Source organism: Borreliella lanei, from assembly GCF_014205895.1.
Classification (GTDB): domain Bacteria; phylum Spirochaetota; class Spirochaetia; order Borreliales; family Borreliaceae; genus Borreliella; species Borreliella lanei.
Map to the genome: position 1 here is coordinate 150,611 of NZ_JACHFC010000003.1, position 17,060 is coordinate 167,670.

General features: G+C 27.8%; 15 protein-coding genes. 9 read left to right on the plus strand and 6 right to left on the minus strand.

What is annotated here, in order from left to right:
• Positions 1-129 precede the first annotated feature (129 nt).
• A complete protein-coding gene (nagA, locus tag HNQ06_RS03965; protein WP_184107651.1) occupies positions 130-1,335 on the plus strand; it encodes an N-acetylglucosamine-6-phosphate deacetylase in 1,206 nt (401 codons plus the stop codon).
• Positions 1,336-1,361: 26 nt separating this feature from the next.
• Positions 1,362-2,171, plus strand: a complete 810-nt coding sequence (gene nagB / locus HNQ06_RS03970) for a glucosamine-6-phosphate deaminase (protein WP_184107652.1) — start codon at positions 1,362-1,364, stop codon at positions 2,169-2,171.
• A gap of 45 nt (positions 2,172-2,216) precedes the next feature.
• Here the strand turns inward: nagB and HNQ06_RS03975 are convergent, their stop codons facing one another.
• Entirely contained in the window at positions 2,217-2,828 is a 612-nt protein-coding gene (locus tag HNQ06_RS03975; protein WP_184107653.1) for a superoxide dismutase, read from the minus strand.
• A gap of 14 nt (positions 2,829-2,842) precedes the next feature.
• Entirely contained in the window at positions 2,843-5,542 is a 2,700-nt protein-coding gene (secA, locus tag HNQ06_RS03980; RefSeq protein WP_184107654.1) for a preprotein translocase subunit SecA, read from the minus strand.
• A 62-nt stretch (positions 5,543-5,604) separates the two neighbouring features.
• Between secA and HNQ06_RS03985 the strand changes: the two genes are divergently transcribed.
• The 6 genes from HNQ06_RS03985 to alr all read left to right on the plus strand — a co-directional run bounded on the left by HNQ06_RS03985 (position 5,605) and on the right by alr (position 10,430).
• Positions 5,605-6,741: an LIC_12708 family protein gene (locus tag HNQ06_RS03985; protein WP_184107655.1), complete on the plus strand. Its 1,137-nt coding sequence runs from the start codon at positions 5,605-5,607 to the stop codon at positions 6,739-6,741.
• A gap of 28 nt (positions 6,742-6,769) precedes the next feature.
• Entirely contained in the window at positions 6,770-7,198 is a 429-nt protein-coding gene (locus HNQ06_RS03990; protein ID WP_184107656.1) for a hypothetical protein, read from the plus strand.
• A gap of 3 nt (positions 7,199-7,201) precedes the next feature.
• Positions 7,202-7,618, plus strand: coding sequence for a hypothetical protein (locus HNQ06_RS03995; RefSeq protein ID WP_184107657.1), 417 nt, complete (start codon positions 7,202-7,204; stop codon positions 7,616-7,618).
• 154 nt (positions 7,619-7,772) lie between these two features.
• Complete coding sequence (locus HNQ06_RS04000; RefSeq protein WP_184107658.1) at positions 7,773-8,564, plus strand: S2/P23 family protein; 792 nt, start codon at positions 7,773-7,775, stop codon at positions 8,562-8,564.
• 23 nt (positions 8,565-8,587) lie between these two features.
• Entirely contained in the window at positions 8,588-9,265 is a 678-nt protein-coding gene (locus HNQ06_RS04005; RefSeq protein ID WP_184107659.1) for a BB0158 famile outer surface lipoprotein, read from the plus strand.
• Positions 9,266-9,311: 46 nt separating this feature from the next.
• On the plus strand, positions 9,312-10,430 hold the full coding sequence (gene alr, locus HNQ06_RS04010; RefSeq protein WP_184107708.1) for an alanine racemase: 1,119 nt from the start codon (positions 9,312-9,314) through the stop codon (positions 10,428-10,430).
• Here alr and HNQ06_RS04015 read toward each other — a convergent pair.
• Positions 10,422-12,023 carry a hypothetical protein gene (locus HNQ06_RS04015; protein WP_184107660.1) on the minus strand — a complete coding sequence of 534 codons (1,602 nt, stop codon included), beginning with the start codon at positions 12,021-12,023 and terminating at the stop codon, positions 10,422-10,424. The two genes, alr and HNQ06_RS04015, sit on opposite strands and share 9 nt — an antisense overlap.
• 75 nt (positions 12,024-12,098) lie before the next feature.
• On the opposite strand from HNQ06_RS04015, the gene HNQ06_RS04020 reads away from it, so the two are divergent.
• Positions 12,099-12,266 carry a hypothetical protein gene (locus HNQ06_RS04020; RefSeq protein ID WP_002657037.1) on the plus strand — a complete coding sequence of 56 codons (168 nt, stop codon included), beginning with the start codon at positions 12,099-12,101 and terminating at the stop codon, positions 12,264-12,266.
• 26 nt (positions 12,267-12,292) lie between these two features.
• Here HNQ06_RS04020 and HNQ06_RS04025 read toward each other — a convergent pair whose 3' ends face one another.
• From HNQ06_RS04025 to HNQ06_RS04035, 3 genes are all read right to left on the minus strand, one after another.
• Positions 12,293-14,041, minus strand: a complete 1,749-nt coding sequence (locus HNQ06_RS04025; RefSeq protein ID WP_184107661.1) for a hypothetical protein — start codon at positions 14,039-14,041, stop codon at positions 12,293-12,295.
• Positions 14,042-14,121: 80 nt separating this feature from the next.
• A complete protein-coding gene (locus HNQ06_RS04030; RefSeq protein WP_184107662.1) occupies positions 14,122-15,108 on the minus strand; it encodes a calcium/sodium antiporter in 987 nt (328 codons plus the stop codon).
• A gap of 27 nt (positions 15,109-15,135) precedes the next feature.
• Positions 15,136-16,980: a putative glycoside hydrolase gene (locus HNQ06_RS04035; RefSeq protein ID WP_184107663.1), complete on the minus strand. Its 1,845-nt coding sequence runs from the start codon at positions 16,978-16,980 to the stop codon at positions 15,136-15,138.
• Positions 16,981-17,060: the final 80 nt, after the last annotated feature.

Consider the following 17,060-nt stretch of genomic DNA (forward strand, 5'->3'; position numbering starts at 1 on the left):
ATACAATATGTAATAAATAAAAAACATAAACTTTAAGCATCCAAACACTTTAAAACAAAAAAGTATAAAAAGTAAAAACTTTAAAAAAAATTAATGTTTATAGTAAAATAAATTAAAAGGAGCATAAGAATGCCAAATTTTTGCTTATTCAACTCAAAATCCGTTTTAACTGGAAATGATAAAATAGATAATTCAGCGGTTCTAATTAAAGATAATAAAATTTTTGATATTGTAACGTCCGATAGGCTTAAAAAAATGGATCTGGGAGAATACCAAATGATTGATACAAAAGGCAATTATATAACTCCCGGTCTTTACGACAATCATATTCATGGATTCCACGGTCATGGGACAGACCAGTGTTCAACAGAATCAATACTTAAAATGTCAGAACATTTAGCACAATACGGTGTAGTAGGATTTTTACCAACTCTTTATCCAAGACCAATAGATGAAATGATTGAAGCAATAAAAGCCTGCACAGCAGCAATTGGCAAAGAAAAGGGAGCTAAAATTCTAGGACTTCACCTTGAAGGACCTTTTTTTTCTCCCGAAAAAAAAGGAGCTCATCCGGTTTCTCATCTTCACGAACCTAGTATTGAAGTTATGCAAAAATTAATAGATGCAGCTGGTGGAGTATTTGCAGGATCAAACGGCAAAAGAAAAACACATATAAGTACAATGACTGTTGCTCCTGAGCTTAAAGGCATGAGAGAGCTTGCAATATTTTGCCTTGAAAACAATATAAACCTTCAAGCAGGACACACTAATGCAACATATGAAAATATGATAGAAGGATTTCAAGTTGGAATACTTCATACAACCCATTTTTTCAACGCAATGTCAAAACTTGATCACAGAAATCCAAATGCCATAGGAGCAGTATTAATACACGGCGATGTTTCTTGTGAAATTATTGCAGATGGCCACCATATACACCCAAAATTAGTCTTAATGCTTAGAAAGCTTAAAGATATAAGTAAAATAGTCCTTGTAACTGACGGGCTTACTCCAAATTGTCAAACTTGTGGAAAACTAATTGCAAACGGAGACGAAGTTTATATTGCAGAAGATGGATTATTTCATAGCGTGAAAAGCAACACCATAGCTGGATCAACACTCACAATGATACAAGGTCTTAAAAATTTAGTAGAATTCGGATACAGTTTAAGCGATGCTGTTCAAGCAAGCTCCTACAATCCAACAAGAATCCTAAATATTGATAAAAAGGGATTAATATGCCATGGATATGATGCAAACATTAATGTCTTAGACAAAGATTTTAATCTAAAGTTAACAATGATAGAATCTAAAATAATTTTTAACAATCTATAGCTTTAAGCCATTTTAAGGAGATAGCAATGAGATTAATAATCAGGCCTACATATGAAGAGATGTCAAGATGGGCAGCTAATCATGTAGCACAAAAAATTAAAGAATTTTCTCCAACAAAAGAAAAGCCATTTATCCTTGGGCTTCCAACAGGAAGCTCTCCAATTGGTATGTATAAAAATTTAATTGAATTAAATAAAGATAAAAAAATTTCATTTCAAAATGTCATAACTTTTAACATGGATGAATATATAGGAATTGAAAAAAATCATCCTCAAAGTTACCATTCATTTATGTGGAAAAATTTTTTTTCTCACATTGATATTAAAAAAGAAAACATAAATATACTAAATGGAAATGCTTTAAATCTTGAAAAAGAATGTGAAGAGTATGAAAAAAAAATCAAATCTTTCGGGGGAATCATGCTTTTTGTAGGTGGAATTGGACCTGATGGTCACATTGCTTTTAACGAACCCGGTTCCTCCTTAACATCAAGAACAAGAATTAAAACTTTAACCCAAGATACAATCATTGCTAATTCAAGATTTTTTGAAGGCAATCTTAACAAAGTTCCCAAAAGTGCACTAACTGTTGGAGTTGGAACAATTATGGATTCACAAGAAATTTTAATAATAGTAAACGGACATAGCAAAGCAAGAGCATTAAAGCATGCTATTGAAAAAGGCATTAACCATATGTGGACAATTAGCGCTCTTCAATTACATAAAAATGCAATCATAGTATCTGACAAAAATGCAACTTATGAATTAAAAGTCGGAACAGTAGAATACTTTAACGACATAGAAAGAAAAAACTTTAATAATGAAATAATGACTTAAAATAAAATATTAAACCTAAAATTGAAAATCTTTACAAAATAAGGGCTAATTATTAGCTTCATTGTAAATTTTTGAAACTTCTTCCCAATTTAAAGCCTTAAAAAATGCATCAACATATTCAATTCTTCTATTTTGATATTTAAGATAATAAGCATGCTCCCAAACATCAATACCTAAAATTGGTTTATAAGACTTCATTAAAGGACTATCCTGATTTGGCATTGAAATCACTTTAAGCCCACTATCAGGACATAATACTAACCATGCCCAACCACTTCCAAAAATTTTCATCGCAGTATCTTTCAAATTAGCCTTAAGAACATCTAGGCTTCCAAAAGCTGTATTAATATCATCTTTAAACCTTTCAAAAAGATTGCTCTTGCTTCCTGGCCTTAAAGTTCTAAAATATAAAGTATGGTTCGAATAGCCCCCAGCATTATTTCTTATTAAAGTTTGAAATTCCTCTGGAAAATCATGAATATTTTTTAATATCTTTGACACATCTGTCAAATGAATTTTCCCCATTTTTTCAAAAACAGAATTCAAATTCACTACAAAACCATTATGATGTTTGCTATGATGAATTTCCATAGTTTTAGCATCAATATAAGGCTCAACAGCGTCATAATCATAACCAAGTTCTGGCAGTTTAAACATAAAAACCTCCTGTTTTAACTTTTGCCGTGACAATTTTTATATTTCTTTCCACTTCCACAATAACAAGGCTCATTCCTACCTATTTTAGGAGAGCTTCTAACCACTTGAACATTAGAAACGCTTTTATTCTCATTAATAACAATTCCAGAAAGTTCTTTATGTATTGGTTTGACATTCCTAGACTTCTTTGTTGACTTAAAATCGGAAGAATTGCCATCTAATTTTAACTGAAGAACACGCCTTATGGTAGAAACTTTAATGTCTTTAATAAGCTCGCTAAATATTGAAAATCCCTCTTCTTTGTATTCCGTAATTGGATTTTTATTAGCATAAGACCTTAAATAAACAGCCTCTCTTAAAGAGTCTAAATTTGCAAGATGTTCTTGAAATTTAAAATCAATATTTTTTAAATATTCATATCTTAAAAATCCATTAAAAAGATCTCTACCAATCAAATTTTCCTTTTCATCTAAATTTGCCCTTGCTATTTGCATTAGCTTAGCCTTTAAATCAAAAGAATTAATATTTTCAATAGAGCCAAGACTCTCAAGCATATAAGCAAAAATTGAATTTACTTCATTTAAAAAAACATTTGAAACTGTGCTACTTTTTGTCCCTTCAAGCAAAAAACTAAGATATTCTTCTAAAGCAACAAGAATACGTTCCTTAATAGATGTATCTTCAAGAATAGAGTTTCTCTGAGCATAAATAAAATCTCTCTGCTTTGTAATAACATCGTCATACTCTAACAAATGCTTTCTAATTTCAAAATTTCTGTCTTCTACTCGTTTTTGAGCATTAATCAAAGATTTAGTTAAAAGAGAATGTGTAATAGGCTCTCCTGTTGCCATTCCAAGCTTACCCATTAATGACCTTAGATTGTCTCCAGCAAAAAGCCGCATTAAATCATCTTCAAGCGACACATAAAATCTTGAACGCCCAGGATCACCTTGTCTTCCACTACGCCCACGAAGCTGATTGTCTATTCGTCTTGATTCGTGACGTTCACTACCAATAACATAAAGCCCCCCAAGACTTTTAACTTCATTATAGTCTTTTAGGTAATTTTCTCTCTCATTTTTAACAGCCTCTTGAAATTCTTCAAGGCTTACATTAGTTCCGATTTTTTTTCTAACTCTGTGTTCAATATTTCCCCCAAGTTTAATATCCGTACCACGACCAGCCATATTTGTTGCTATTGTAACCGCATGCTTTGCTCCAGCTTCAGCAATAATAAATGCTTCTCGAGAATGATTTTTTGCATTAAGAACTTCATGTTTAATCCCTCTATTTCTAAACATGGCTGATAAAATCTCAGATTTTTCAATCGAAACAGTCCCCACTAAAACCGGCTGACCCTTTTTGTAAGTTTTATAAACCTCATCTGTAATCGCATTAAATTTAAATTCTTCCGTATAATAAATAGTATCATCCTCATCTATTCGCGCTAACAATCTATTTGTTGGAACCACAACTACATCAAGATTATATATTTTATGAAATTCCTTAGCTTCTGTATCAGCTGTACCTGTCATACCAGAAATCTTATTAAACATTCTAAATAGATTTTGAAAAGTAATAGTTGCCATAGTCTTATTTTCATTAGCAACTCTAACTCCTTCTTTAGCCTCAATAGCTTGATGAAGCCCGTCTGAATATCTTCGCCCTGTTAAAACTCTCCCGGTAAATTCATCTACAATTTCAACCCCAGAATCACCAACAATATATTCTCTATTTTTTAAAAAAAGCAAATGCGCTTTTAAAGCCTGAGTCATATAATGAACATAATTAAAATTTGAATCAGTATACATAGACCCACTAATAATGCCCTTAGAAATTAAAAGCTGTTCAAGATTATTAAGCCCTTTGGCAGTAAAAGAAATTCTTTTGGCTTTTTCATCAACAGTATAATCACCATCAAGGTCATCTATTTCTAAAGGATAATCACCTGTTTTGGGATCCTTGGAACATTCTTTTAAAAAAGATACAAGAGAATTAACTTCAAGATAAGCATTGGTATTGCCTTCAGTAGGCCCTGAAATAATCAATGGAGTTCTTGCCTCATCGATCAAAATAGAATCAATTTCATCAATAATACAATAATTAAACTTTCTTAAGGATTTCTCATTAAGGTCATAACGCATATTGTCTCTTAGATAATCAAATCCAAGTTCATTATTTGTAACATAAGTAATATCTTTAGCATATTGAGCCTTTCTTAGCTCATAATCCATATTAGATAGAACAACCCCCACGCTAACACCTAAAAGATCAAAAACCGGCTTCATCCAATTGGAATCACGCTCTGCAAGATAGTCATTAACAGTAACAATAATAACCCCATCTCCTGTTAAACTATTTAAATACGCCGCTTGAACTGAAGAGAGAGTTTTTCCTTCTCCTGTTTTCATCTCTATTATTTTGCCTTTGTGAAGAGCAAGCCCCGCAATGATTTGCACATCATAAGGTCTTTCTTTAAGACGCCTTCTAGCAGCTTCTCTAGACAGAGTAAAAGCTCGTTCTAAAATATTCTCTAAAGAATTGCCCGATTTTAATTCATCTTTAAGCTTTTCTGTCTCCTTTGAAAAATCCTCATCTGCCAACAATAATGCCCAACGCTCAAGCTTATTAATATTTCTTAAAGTTGGAAGATAATCTTTTAAATCTCTTTTACTTTTTGAGCCAATAGTTGTCTCAAGTACTGCTTTTAACATGGTAGGTATTAATTCTCCTAAATAATTGACTTAAAGTCATTTTAAATAATAATATAAAAAATATGAAAAAACACTATAAAGCTCTTATATTAAGCCTGCTTTTTGCAATTATATCATGTAATACTAAAACTTTAAACGAACTGGGAGAAGAACAATTCAAAATACCATTTGGAACACTTCCTGGTTCAATAATGCCTCTAAATAACAAATTTACAAATTCAAAATTTGATATCAAAACGTATAACGGGTTAGTGTACATTGCAGAAATAAAAACAAATAAATTAATGATTTTTAACTCATATGGAAAACTAATACAAACATATCAAAATGGAATATTTAAAACAAACCCCGATTTAAAAATAAAAAAAATAGATTTTGAAGGAATTCAAGCAATATACCCACTAAAAGATTTTATTATTGTCGCAGACAAACTAAATAATAAAAAATTAAAATTCAATCAAAAAGAAAATATTGCCTACTTTATGAGAATATTAATACTAAACAAAAACTCATCTGTAGAAATTTTAGGTCAAGAAGGCTTAAACGGAATGCCATTTCCACAAATTTATGATGTTAATGTTGATGAAAATGGCAACATTGCAATAATATCAATATATAGTGAAGGATATATAATATATTCTTATAATAAAGACTTTTCTCCACTTTATAAAATTTACGTCAATAAAAGCCTACTAGAAACAATAGACAATCAAAAGAAAAAATACAATATTTCAATAGACAAGGTTTTTTTTGAAGTTAACAAAAAAACTCTTTATATAAAAGCTACTCACTATGAAAACATTGGTGACAATGAAAATATAAATGATCTTGGAATTAAAATTAAAGATCAATATATCTATAAAATGAGTTTGAAAAAAAACAAAGAATTAGAAGTAATAAGTAAAATTGCTCTTCCTAAAAACCTACTAGATGATAAACAAGAAAGCTTCATAAACATTATAAAAATACAAAAAGACAAAATAATAGCATCTACTAATATGAAAAATTTATCTAACAATTTAATATGGAAATTAGACAACAAAGGTTTAATTAAAGAACAAATAGCTTTAATTGAGCCTCCAAATTTAATATTTCTCTCTGAGAGCTTATCTAAAGATGGAATACTTAGTATACTTTATGGCGGTAAAACTGGTGTTAGTGTTTACTGGTGGAATTTAAATGCGTTATTAAAATTATAATTATAAGAGGGTTGAATTTGCAAATACAATGAAAAAGATTAATTGCAATCAACAACTAGAAATTGAATATCAAAAAAAATTGAAAAAACATATTATTATTGGAATAATCTTTGTTATAATTCTTTTATTTTTTAAAATTTTATTAATTCCGAGAATTCAAAATCACGAAAATAATAAAACCAACATCAAAATGATAATAAGCTACAAACAAGATAAAAACAGATTATCGCTAAAAATAAACATAAAAACAAAAAAAACTTCCAACCTAGGAAAAGCCAAGCTAGATATTTATCTAGATAATAAATTAATTGAAAGCAATATGTTTTATATAAGCAATAAAAACTTTATAACATATGCTAATATAATCTATCAAAATGAAGGTTTATTAAGTATAATATTAAAGAGTAATGGCAATAATAATGTCTTTTATAGTAAAAGAATAAAACCTAGAGGATAAAATATGATACAAATATACTTCATGTCTGTTTCACTTAACATCTTAGGGGGAATAATACTTGCATTTCCAATATTAATAGAAAGAATAAGTTTTTTTAAAATTTTTGAAGATTTTGTAAATTTAATAAACGATAACAAAAAGGTAAAAAGCATTTTTGGATTATTATTTTTAATAACCAGCGTCCTTGAAATAATCAAGCCCTACAAATTGCCAATAATTGGAAATTTGATTCCAGCTATAAGTTTATTTTTAATTGGATTTATCTTGTTTTTAAAACAAAAATTACCTACAGAGGTTCAAAATAATAAAAAATATGGAAAATTTAAATCAATACTTGAGAGCAATCAGCAGTTAATTGGCATTATATCAATCATTATAGGAATAATTCATTTTTTAGCAGCAGAAATACCTTTATTGTAAGATATTGCAAGATTAAAAATAAAGATACAATTTTCAATAAAACCACAAGCGACTTGACTTTGACATAGTCATTCTATATTATTACTATAATTTAATGTAAATTTTAATTACCGGCCCAATAAAGGCCGTAAATGGTATAAAGGAAGAAGATATAATGATATTTAGAACATATAAATATTTAAAATTAATAATACTATCCATATTAATGCTGAGTTGCGCTTTTTTTAAAAAACCACAATCTGTACATCAAGACAGCAATACTGGCAAACCAATAAGTGACGAAAAATTACATTTAAAAAATTCACAATCTGTATCTATACAGCAAGAAAGCGGTACTGGCAAACCAATAAGCGATGAAAAATTACAGTTAATATCAGGTAAAATTTCAAATAAAAAATTGCCAATCATAAATGGCAATCATGACGTAACTTGGATAAAAACAAAGGCAATGAAAATCTTAGACGAATATGGAAAAGAAATACCAGAATTTAAAAACAAATTTGGATATTCTTATATACTATCTCCTATAAAAATGGATGATGAATATAGTTATTACACATCGCTATTAATACTTTTTGAAACAACTAAAAATGGAGATAAAGAATACGAAATCGAAGATATTAAATTTGTAACAGCTGGTTCCACCCTAGAGCTTAAAAATTCTCTTCTGGCTGTTGAAAATTCACAAGAAGAAGGATATATTACTTCATACCCATTTGGAATATTAATGAGCGACGAAATTAAAAATGCTTTTAAATTAACATACCAAAATGGTCATTGGAATTATATGCTTGCAAATTTAACTGTCAAAAACAAACTTACTCAAAAAACTAAAATTTATAAAATTTCTCTTAATTCAAAATTAATTATTGAATTTTTAAAAGAAGTACTAAAAGAAAATTCAATATTAAAAGACATAGCTGGAGATCTATTTGAAGATATATAAATACAAACAAAAGGAAACATCTTATGAGCATTAAAAAATTTATTTTAACCGTGATAATTCTTTCTATAGCTAAAAATAGCTTTTCTGAAAACGAAATTAATATCTTCGAAAATGAAAATTATATTGTAAAAGAAAATATAAAAACAGAAATTAAAAAACTAAAACAAAGTTTTTTACTTGTATCTGTTGATGTTGCTATTAGCCAACCCTACATGGAATTAGTAGATTTAAATGGGGCCCCAATACAAGAACTTAATGGAATTAGTTATTCATTTATAAATGTGTTTTCAAAAATTGGATCTTCTGCTATTATTTCATTTGACCTATCAAACGAAGCTTCAAAAAAATACAAAATCACAAAATTAGAATTTTTAAGTCCAGATAAAGGCAATTTTATTAATCGTCTAAGTAGTCTTACTAGTGGAAAGCAGCAATCAAAAAAAGAGCTTGCAAAAGACGCTTATTCATTTGGCACATTAAGGACCGAATCTCTTTCAAAAACAGTTGCAGAATATTACAAAAATAACAACTGGTATTATATTTTAGCAGCAATAACAGTAGAAAAAAATAATATAAATAAAGAAACTAAAAAATACGAAATTAGAATTAACCCTAAAATATATAATGATTTTCAAAAAAATTTGAGATTCCATTTTAAAGGAAACCAAATAAAAAAATTCCCAATACCCATTATAGAATAAACCACAAATTAATATAAAAATATTTTTACTTCTCTAAGAGAGCTAAATATATGATAATAAAACAATGAGCAGCAATAAAACAATAATAATAAATTTAAATAATTTAGAACATAACCTAAATTTAATTAAAAATAAAATTGGTGAAAAAGAAATAGTGGCTACCTTAAAGGGCGATGCATATGGTCACGGGCTTATAAATATCTTTAAATTTTTAAAATCAAAACAAATAAATTATTTTGGACTTTCTAATATTGAAGATGCTAAAACACTTAAAAAAATTGATAAAAATATAAAAATATTGATGTACATTAAAGTGGATAAAAAAGAAATTAAAAATTTAATTAAACTTGAGCTAGTAGCATTTGTTGCTGATTTTGAATATCTATTTTTAATAGAAAAAGAATGTGCATTGCAAAAAACTAAAACAAAAGTCCACTTAAAAATTGATATTGGAATGAATAGATACGGAATAAAAATAGATGGTGCCCTTGAAATAGCCACATACATTCAAAATTCAAAGTTTTTAGAGCTAGAAGGGATCTGCTCACATCTCCCATCAACAGAAAACTTTAAAACCACACAAAAACAAATAGAGCAATTCTTCTTTTTTTTGGAAACGCTAAAACAAAAAAATATTAATCCCAAATTTGTCCATATTTCTAATTCAGGGCACATTATCAACTACAAACTAAGTCCGCAATTTAATATGGTAAGACCGGGTCTTATTCTTTACGGTTACTGCCCATCGCTAAAAAACAAAAAAATTGCTTCAAATTTTAAGCCTGTATTAAGTTTATTTTCAAAAGTAATATTTATCAAAAATGTAAAAAAGGGTGAAAAAATTTCATATTCGGGTATATTTCAAGCCAAAGAAGATATGAAAATAGGAATTATTCCAATCGGATATTTTGATGGAATACCTCAAAATATAAGTAATGATTTTTATTTTTTAATAAACAATAAAAAATGTAAAATAAGAGGAAAAGTTTGCATGAATCTAACAATAGTAGAAATTCCCAAAGACCTAAAAGTTAAAACGGGCTCAAAAGTAGAAATTATATCAGAAAAATTAAGTATAGATGAAATGAGCAAATTTTCTAAAAGAAGTCATTATGAATTACTATGTAATATAGGCAAATATGAGAAGAAAAAATACTTAAATTAAATTGCCTAAAGAATCAAATTTTTGAAAATCTATTAAATTGCCTCTAGAATCATAAATCCACTTATAAATTGAAAATCCCCCAACATCATCTCTTAATCTCAAATCTGGACCATGGTTTGACTGCTTTGATATTTTCCCAAATTTATTGTATTCATATTTATAAACACTAACTCCATGAATATCGTCTTGCAATTGTCCCAAGCTGCCAAAATTTTTTTGAGAAATAAGCCTATTTTGTTTATCATATTCATATGAATACTCAAAAACAAAATTACAATCAGCAACCAAAACTCCATCCTTAGAATAATTTTTCTTTGAAATCATATTGCCATTAGAATCGTAACCAAATTTATACTTTGAAACTCCTTCAAAATCATCTATTGGATTAACAAAATCCCCACCAAAATGTTCTTGAGAAATCAAAAATCCTTCTTTGTCGTAAGAATATCTGTAAATCATAACACCTTTAACATCCGATATTAAATTAAATTTTTTATCAAAAAAAATATTTTCTATTAGATAAAAATTATCATCATATTTATAACTATAAATAGCAATGCCTTTAAAATTATCCATTATTTCATACTTTTCCTCATAAACAGTAGGAATATCTCTATTATAGTTTTTATTGATCTTATTACTGTAGTTTATTATCCTTTTTTCATTATTTTGGATATAAAAAATAGTCTTCTTCATGGCATACCCATTTTGACTGATTGTTAAATTATTATTATTGTCATAATTATATTCCTTATAATAGCAATCCTTATCTTTAAAATAATATTCATAACGATAAATTGCTACATTATTTTCATCAGGAGTCAAGTTGTTATTAATATCATAATTTAAAATCTCAATAACTTTTCCATCAACATCATAATGATATATTTTAGTAGCTACAGAAAATGGATTTGAAACAGTGTGAGACGATTTATCAAGATATTCCTCTTTAATAAGATTATGATTAGCATCATAGGTTAATCTAAATCCACAAGTACCATTTTTTGATCTTATGATACAACCATTCTCATCGTAATACAAAACCGTTTTAACAAATTTGGTATGATCATAGCTGATCTTTGTAAAATACACATTATTTAAATCTTTGATTTGAATCCCTGATTCATTAAACCTGTAAACACTAAACTCTCTCTCATTATCGTATAAAAAATGGTAATAAGAAACATCATATTTATCTCTAACCATTTCATTAGATCTATTATAATTAAAAATATTTTTAATCCTGCCATCACTCATATATTCTATATGTTCAATATAAACACCATTATTGTTTTTAAAAGCAAGTCCTCTATTTAGAAATATACGCCTTTCACTGCGTTTGGATCTTTCTATTTTAATTTGGCTTGCATTAAAAAAAGAAGGCATTAAAATACTAAGCTTACCAATATAATCAACTAAAATAAGATTATTATTGCGATCATAAGTAAATTTATATCCGTACTCTTCCTCAGACTCTTCTTTTGTAATCTCATATTTACCTACTATACTGTAATTAACAGAATAATCTGCAAACCTATAGTAAACTTCCTTTGAAAAAAGAGAAGCACTAATAAAAAATATTATAAATAACATGAATAAATTCCTTGATAAATCAACCCTATTTTGATAGATTTTATTATACAATAAATCTATCAAAAGGAGCTTAAAATGGCTAAAATTTCTAAAAACGCTCAAAGAGTGGGTTCAAAAGAACTAATAAGTCGATGGGGGGGGAAAATTATAATGAAATCAAAATTTGAAAATGGAAAAATAAAGCATTATGCAGAATGTCAAACTTCAAAAAATACAGCAAGAAAGCCACGGGATTTATTTTAACAAATAAATCCACTTACTTATAAACGCTATTTTTTTTGTATCCTATCACTAAATTTGACCCAAGCTTCATCTTGCTCTTGCTTTGTATAGCTCTTATTTGCTACTTGCTTAGACGCTGTGCCCTTTTTGGGGAAAGAATTTCTAACTTGCTCTTTTATTTCCTCTCTTTGTTTTCTAATTTTTTCCAATTGTCTTTTAACTCTTTCATTTGAATCAAAAAGACCACTTCCACTTTTATTCAAACCAGCTCTAAAATCCAATCTAGACAAAGCCTCTTTATAGCTTTGATGCTTGCCTGTCAAAAACAAAACAATTCTTTTAAACAAGCTTAATTCTTTATAAGCAGCATTCAAAATCGAATACAAATCAAGTTTATATATTTTATATAAGGGTAAAAGTTCATTACTATTCTTAAAATATTTTGCTGCTTCAACTTTAATCAAATCTTTAAGATGAACCTGAACGCTTTGTGTTTTACAAATTCTCCTGTAATGAGAAACAATAAGGTCAAGAAACTTAACTTTATTTTTTAAGCAATACTCATTCATAATGTATCTAGATATTAATCTACTGAGAACTTCCTCTAAGCCTTCTTCTGTAAAAATAGAAGAAGGATCATCTCCAAAGCTAAGAATTTTAAATACACTAGCCTTCAATTCACTATTAAGAAATTGTAAAACCTTTTCATATTCTTCTAGAAAAAACTCATATGCAAAAGGCTTGTACAAATAAAAATTTTCTTTTACTTGAAATATTTTTGGCAAAATATCATGAATTTTAGATTCAAAAAAGTACATATTAGCAACTAACAAAAAATTTTTAGGATCACTCAGACCTTCGGAATAAACTTTTAAAATCCCAAAAAACTCTTCTGTATCAATTGAACCTTTTTTAAACTCTAAAGTCTTTTCAATTGCCTTTAAAGATTCATCAATTTTAATAGCTTCTATAGCCTTAAGCTCTTCTAAGTCTTTTTCATTTTTAATAAAAAGATTAAGAAACTTCAGAAAAACAAAATAATTTTTTGAGAAAGTAATTCCCTTCTTGCCAAGAACTTCATCCTTGATTTCAATTATGCCAGAAAGAATCTTAGAAATAGCACCAATAATATTCTTGCCCTCTTCTAAAGTTTTCTCATAATCAATAAGCTTTAATCCTTTTATTCTAACGAAAACATCTTTTACAACATTATTAGAAGCAATATTAAAAAATATTTTTTTAACAAATTCAATAAAATATAAAGCCCTGCTAGATGGAATTATCAATGATTTCCAAACTAATATTTCTTTAAATTGTGACTTTGTTTCAAAAAATTTATAGTTAACATCTGAATCTGCTATAGTTATAAATTCATTCTGAAAAACCAACAAACTAGATTCTATATTCTTAACAGTAAGCAAAGAGCTAAAAAGCTCTATTCCTATATAAGTTTTCAAAAATAAATCATCAATAGAATAATAATAAAAATCATAACTAGCCTCATCAGTCAAAATTATGCTGTCTGGCAAAAATTCTCCATTGGCTGCTATTTTACTGGTAACTATTCCTCTTTTAACTTCATAAAGTTTGCGAAATAAAAAATCAAGCTCCCCTTTTAATCCTCGTATTCTTACAGAATGCTCTTCTATAAAAGAAGAATAATCTATAGATTCCTTTTTATAAGACAAAATCGTTTTCAAAATTGATTTTTGGGTATCAGAAGATATTCCCAGTTGAGAAATCAAAATATCCACTTCTTTGCTACTCATATAAAAAATTTCTGGTAATTTTTTCATATTGTTCCTTATATTACATTTAAATAATAAAACATATTACATTATAAATATATTAACAAGCCATAATTAAGATCAAATAATCAATAAAAGTTAAATAACATTAAGTTATATAAAAAATATAAAAACAAAAAAATTAAAGAAATACCTCTACTGAAAACCCCTTTAAATTTAACAACTAAAAATAAAACTAAAGTTATAAATACCATTATACTAAAATCTAAAATATAAATATCTTGCAATAAGATAGGTCTAAAAAAACTACTACTAGCTAAAATAAACCCAATATTAAAAATATTACTACCAATAATGTTGCCAAATGCAATATCTGATTCTTTTTTAATTATTGCAAAAAGAGATACAACAAGCTCAGGAACACTTGTCCCAAAAGCTACAAGTATGATCCCAATCAACTTTTCACTAACATTAAAAACATTGTTGGCAATGTAAAGAGCTCCATCTACCAATAATTTCGATCCCAAATAAAGAAAATACATGCTAATAGCAAAACTTAACAAATTAGAAAATATAAAGTTAAAACTCTGATTTGAACTAGTTACACTTTCTTGAAAAGAATTTTCCAAGCTGGCATGCGCTTTTTCTTCTTTATAAAAAAGCAACAGATAGGATAAAAACAAAATCAAGATACTTAACGAGCTAAAGCGATTATAAGGCGTTACAAAAAAAGAGTAAGATCTAAAATCAAATGAAAACAACAAAAGAAGAAACATTAATAAAAACAGAAACATAAAAGAAAGCTTAAGTCTTTTAAAATCTGCCTTAATCTTTAAAAAGAATCCTGCTAAAGGCAGAGCAAGCAACATATTAATAATATTGCTACCAATAACATTAGAAACAACAATTTCGTTTTTACCCTTAAAAGCCGCTACCAAACTTGTAAAAAGCTCTGGAGCACTTGTTGAAAAAGATACTATTGTAACTCCTATTAAAAGCGTTGGAACTTTTAAATAAGTAGCAATGCTAACTGAACTTTTTAAAAGTAAATCACCACCAAGATACAATAAAAAAATCCCAAATCCTACGTAAAAAAATTGAATCAAATGTTCCAAATGAATCTCCTTTACAAAAAACAACAATTAAAAAGAATCTAAATATTCTTTTAAATTACCCTTAATCATATAGTAAACATTAGACGCATTCCAAAGGCTAAAGCCACTACCAAATGAGTCTTTAATTCCTTTAAGCTGAAACTTCAAATACTTCAAATAAATCTCGTCATCCACCAATCTTTCTTTTCCCAATAAAAAAGCTTGAACATAAGGCCTAATAACAACCCCATCTAAAGAAAAAGCAATCGCTCTATCACTTCCCTCTTTATAAATCCTATAAGCTCTTTTTGTATAATAAAAATTGCTTGGCAAAAAATCATCAGTATAATGCGAAGGATAAAACATAGGAGATATAACGTCAACATAATCTGATAACATTGAAATATTTTGCCCAATACTATTAGTAGGAAACCAGCCATTGTACCCATAAATATCAACAGAAATAGGAACATAAAGCTGTTCTCTTGCCATAATCAAAAAAGATTCAAGAGCATCAACGGGTTTCATCTCATACTTATTTATTCTTGAGATTGCAAGAGACACAGGACCATCTGATGGAAATCTAATATAATCAAACTGTATTTCGTCAACTCCAAAAGATTGAATTTCTTTTGCAATAGAAATATTGTACTCCCAAGTAGCAGGAGAAAAAATATCTACCCAATGCTCTACTTGTACATATTTCGCAAGACCACTAGAATCAACTTTTTTAATTAAATGGGCCCAGGGTTTATTGGTTCTTTTATTCCAAAGAGCATGCTTAAAATTATCATAATAATATAATTTTGCATCTTTAAATACAACACATCTAGCAATAACATAAATTCCAAGCTCTTTAGCTTTTTTAAGAATATAAGGAACATCAATAAAGTTTTTAACAGACCTCAACTTATTAGGCAAATAAAGCTTGCTAGAATAAGTCAAATTACCATTATCATCTTTAAAATCAATTACAACGGCATTCATACCTGAATCTTTAATAAATTTAAATCTTTCATCAACTGCCCTCTTATTACGCAATGTATATGCTGTTAAATAAATAGACCCTTTATTTTTGGCAAGCTGCATTCTTTGTGATTTTTCAAAAAAATCCTGATCCTGCAAAGATAATTTTCCAATAAATACCCATTGCCCATTAATATAAGAATAAAAATGATTGTCATATGTTCTGACTAAAATTTTTTCTATATTCTTGCTAGATAAGTCTAAAATACGAATTATTTGCTTTTTAAAAGGAAAAGAAATTTTTTTAATAAATCCACTTTTCTGACTAATTAAAAAAATATCTCCATAAACTCCAGAAGAAAAATATAAATTATTTGTCTCTTCTTTTGAAAATTCAATAGCGCTAATAATATCGTAATACCCTGCACCTAAATAAATCTGTGGAATTAAACGATTTAAATTTTTAAAACTAATAGCTCCATTAACACTAAGATAAATGCCATGAATCGCAGTTCCAATAGCAATACGCTTATACTCTCCTTGAGAAAAGGCGCTAGATGTAATATATGCACTGCTATTAAATTTATCAATTCCCACTAATTTTCTAAAATTTTTTGAATAATCATAAGAAACGTAAAGATTGTTACTTGTAGTCAAAAATGAATTTGAAGAATAAATATCTTCATAAATAGAAGTAATTCGACTAGGAATAAGCTTATGAAAAGGGTAAACCCATCTAGAATTTAACCCACTCACTTTAACTTTGGTTATTTTACCATTAACATTTTTACTTAAAAATCCTTTATGAACAAAAAATAAACTATATTTTTTAAAAAATTCTTCATCGGTTAATGAATATATACTAAAAACTTTAAAAACAAAAAAGAAAAAAATAACTACCCAATAGATAAAAATTTTCATATACATTAATACATGATACTTGCAAATCAAAAAATATTAAATAATAGTGATTTTTATTTGAACAATTGCATCCCAATTAAATTCAA

What these genes read in the sequence shown, in the direction of transcription:
- HNQ06_RS04025 (WP_184107661.1), bottom strand. Translation starts at nt 14,041, where the DNA reads ATGAAAAAATTACCAGAAATTTTTTATATGAGTAGCAAAGAAGTGGAT.
- HNQ06_RS03975 (WP_184107653.1), bottom strand. Translation starts at nt 2,828, where the DNA reads ATGTTTAAACTGCCAGAACTTGGTTATGATTATGACGCTGTTGAGCCT.
- nagB (WP_184107652.1), top strand. Translation starts at nt 1,362, where the DNA reads ATGAGATTAATAATCAGGCCTACATATGAAGAGATGTCAAGATGGGCA.
- HNQ06_RS04015 (WP_184107660.1), bottom strand. Translation starts at nt 12,023, where the DNA reads ATGTTATTTATAATATTTTTTATTAGTGCTTCTCTTTTTTCAAAGGAA.
- HNQ06_RS03995 (WP_184107657.1), top strand. Translation starts at nt 7,202, where the DNA reads ATGATACAAATATACTTCATGTCTGTTTCACTTAACATCTTAGGGGGA.
- HNQ06_RS04005 (WP_184107659.1), top strand. Translation starts at nt 8,588, where the DNA reads ATGAGCATTAAAAAATTTATTTTAACCGTGATAATTCTTTCTATAGCT.
- HNQ06_RS04000 (WP_184107658.1), top strand. Translation starts at nt 7,773, where the DNA reads ATGATATTTAGAACATATAAATATTTAAAATTAATAATACTATCCATA.
- HNQ06_RS04020 (WP_002657037.1), top strand. Translation starts at nt 12,099, where the DNA reads ATGGCTAAAATTTCTAAAAACGCTCAAAGAGTGGGTTCAAAAGAACTA.
- HNQ06_RS03990 (WP_184107656.1), top strand. Translation starts at nt 6,770, where the DNA reads ATGAAAAAGATTAATTGCAATCAACAACTAGAAATTGAATATCAAAAA.
- HNQ06_RS04035 (WP_184107663.1), bottom strand. Translation starts at nt 16,980, where the DNA reads ATGTATATGAAAATTTTTATCTATTGGGTAGTTATTTTTTTCTTTTTT.
- HNQ06_RS03985 (WP_184107655.1), top strand. Translation starts at nt 5,605, where the DNA reads ATGAAAAAACACTATAAAGCTCTTATATTAAGCCTGCTTTTTGCAATT.
- nagA (WP_184107651.1), top strand. Translation starts at nt 130, where the DNA reads ATGCCAAATTTTTGCTTATTCAACTCAAAATCCGTTTTAACTGGAAAT.
- secA (WP_184107654.1), bottom strand. Translation starts at nt 5,542, where the DNA reads ATGTTAAAAGCAGTACTTGAGACAACTATTGGCTCAAAAAGTAAAAGA.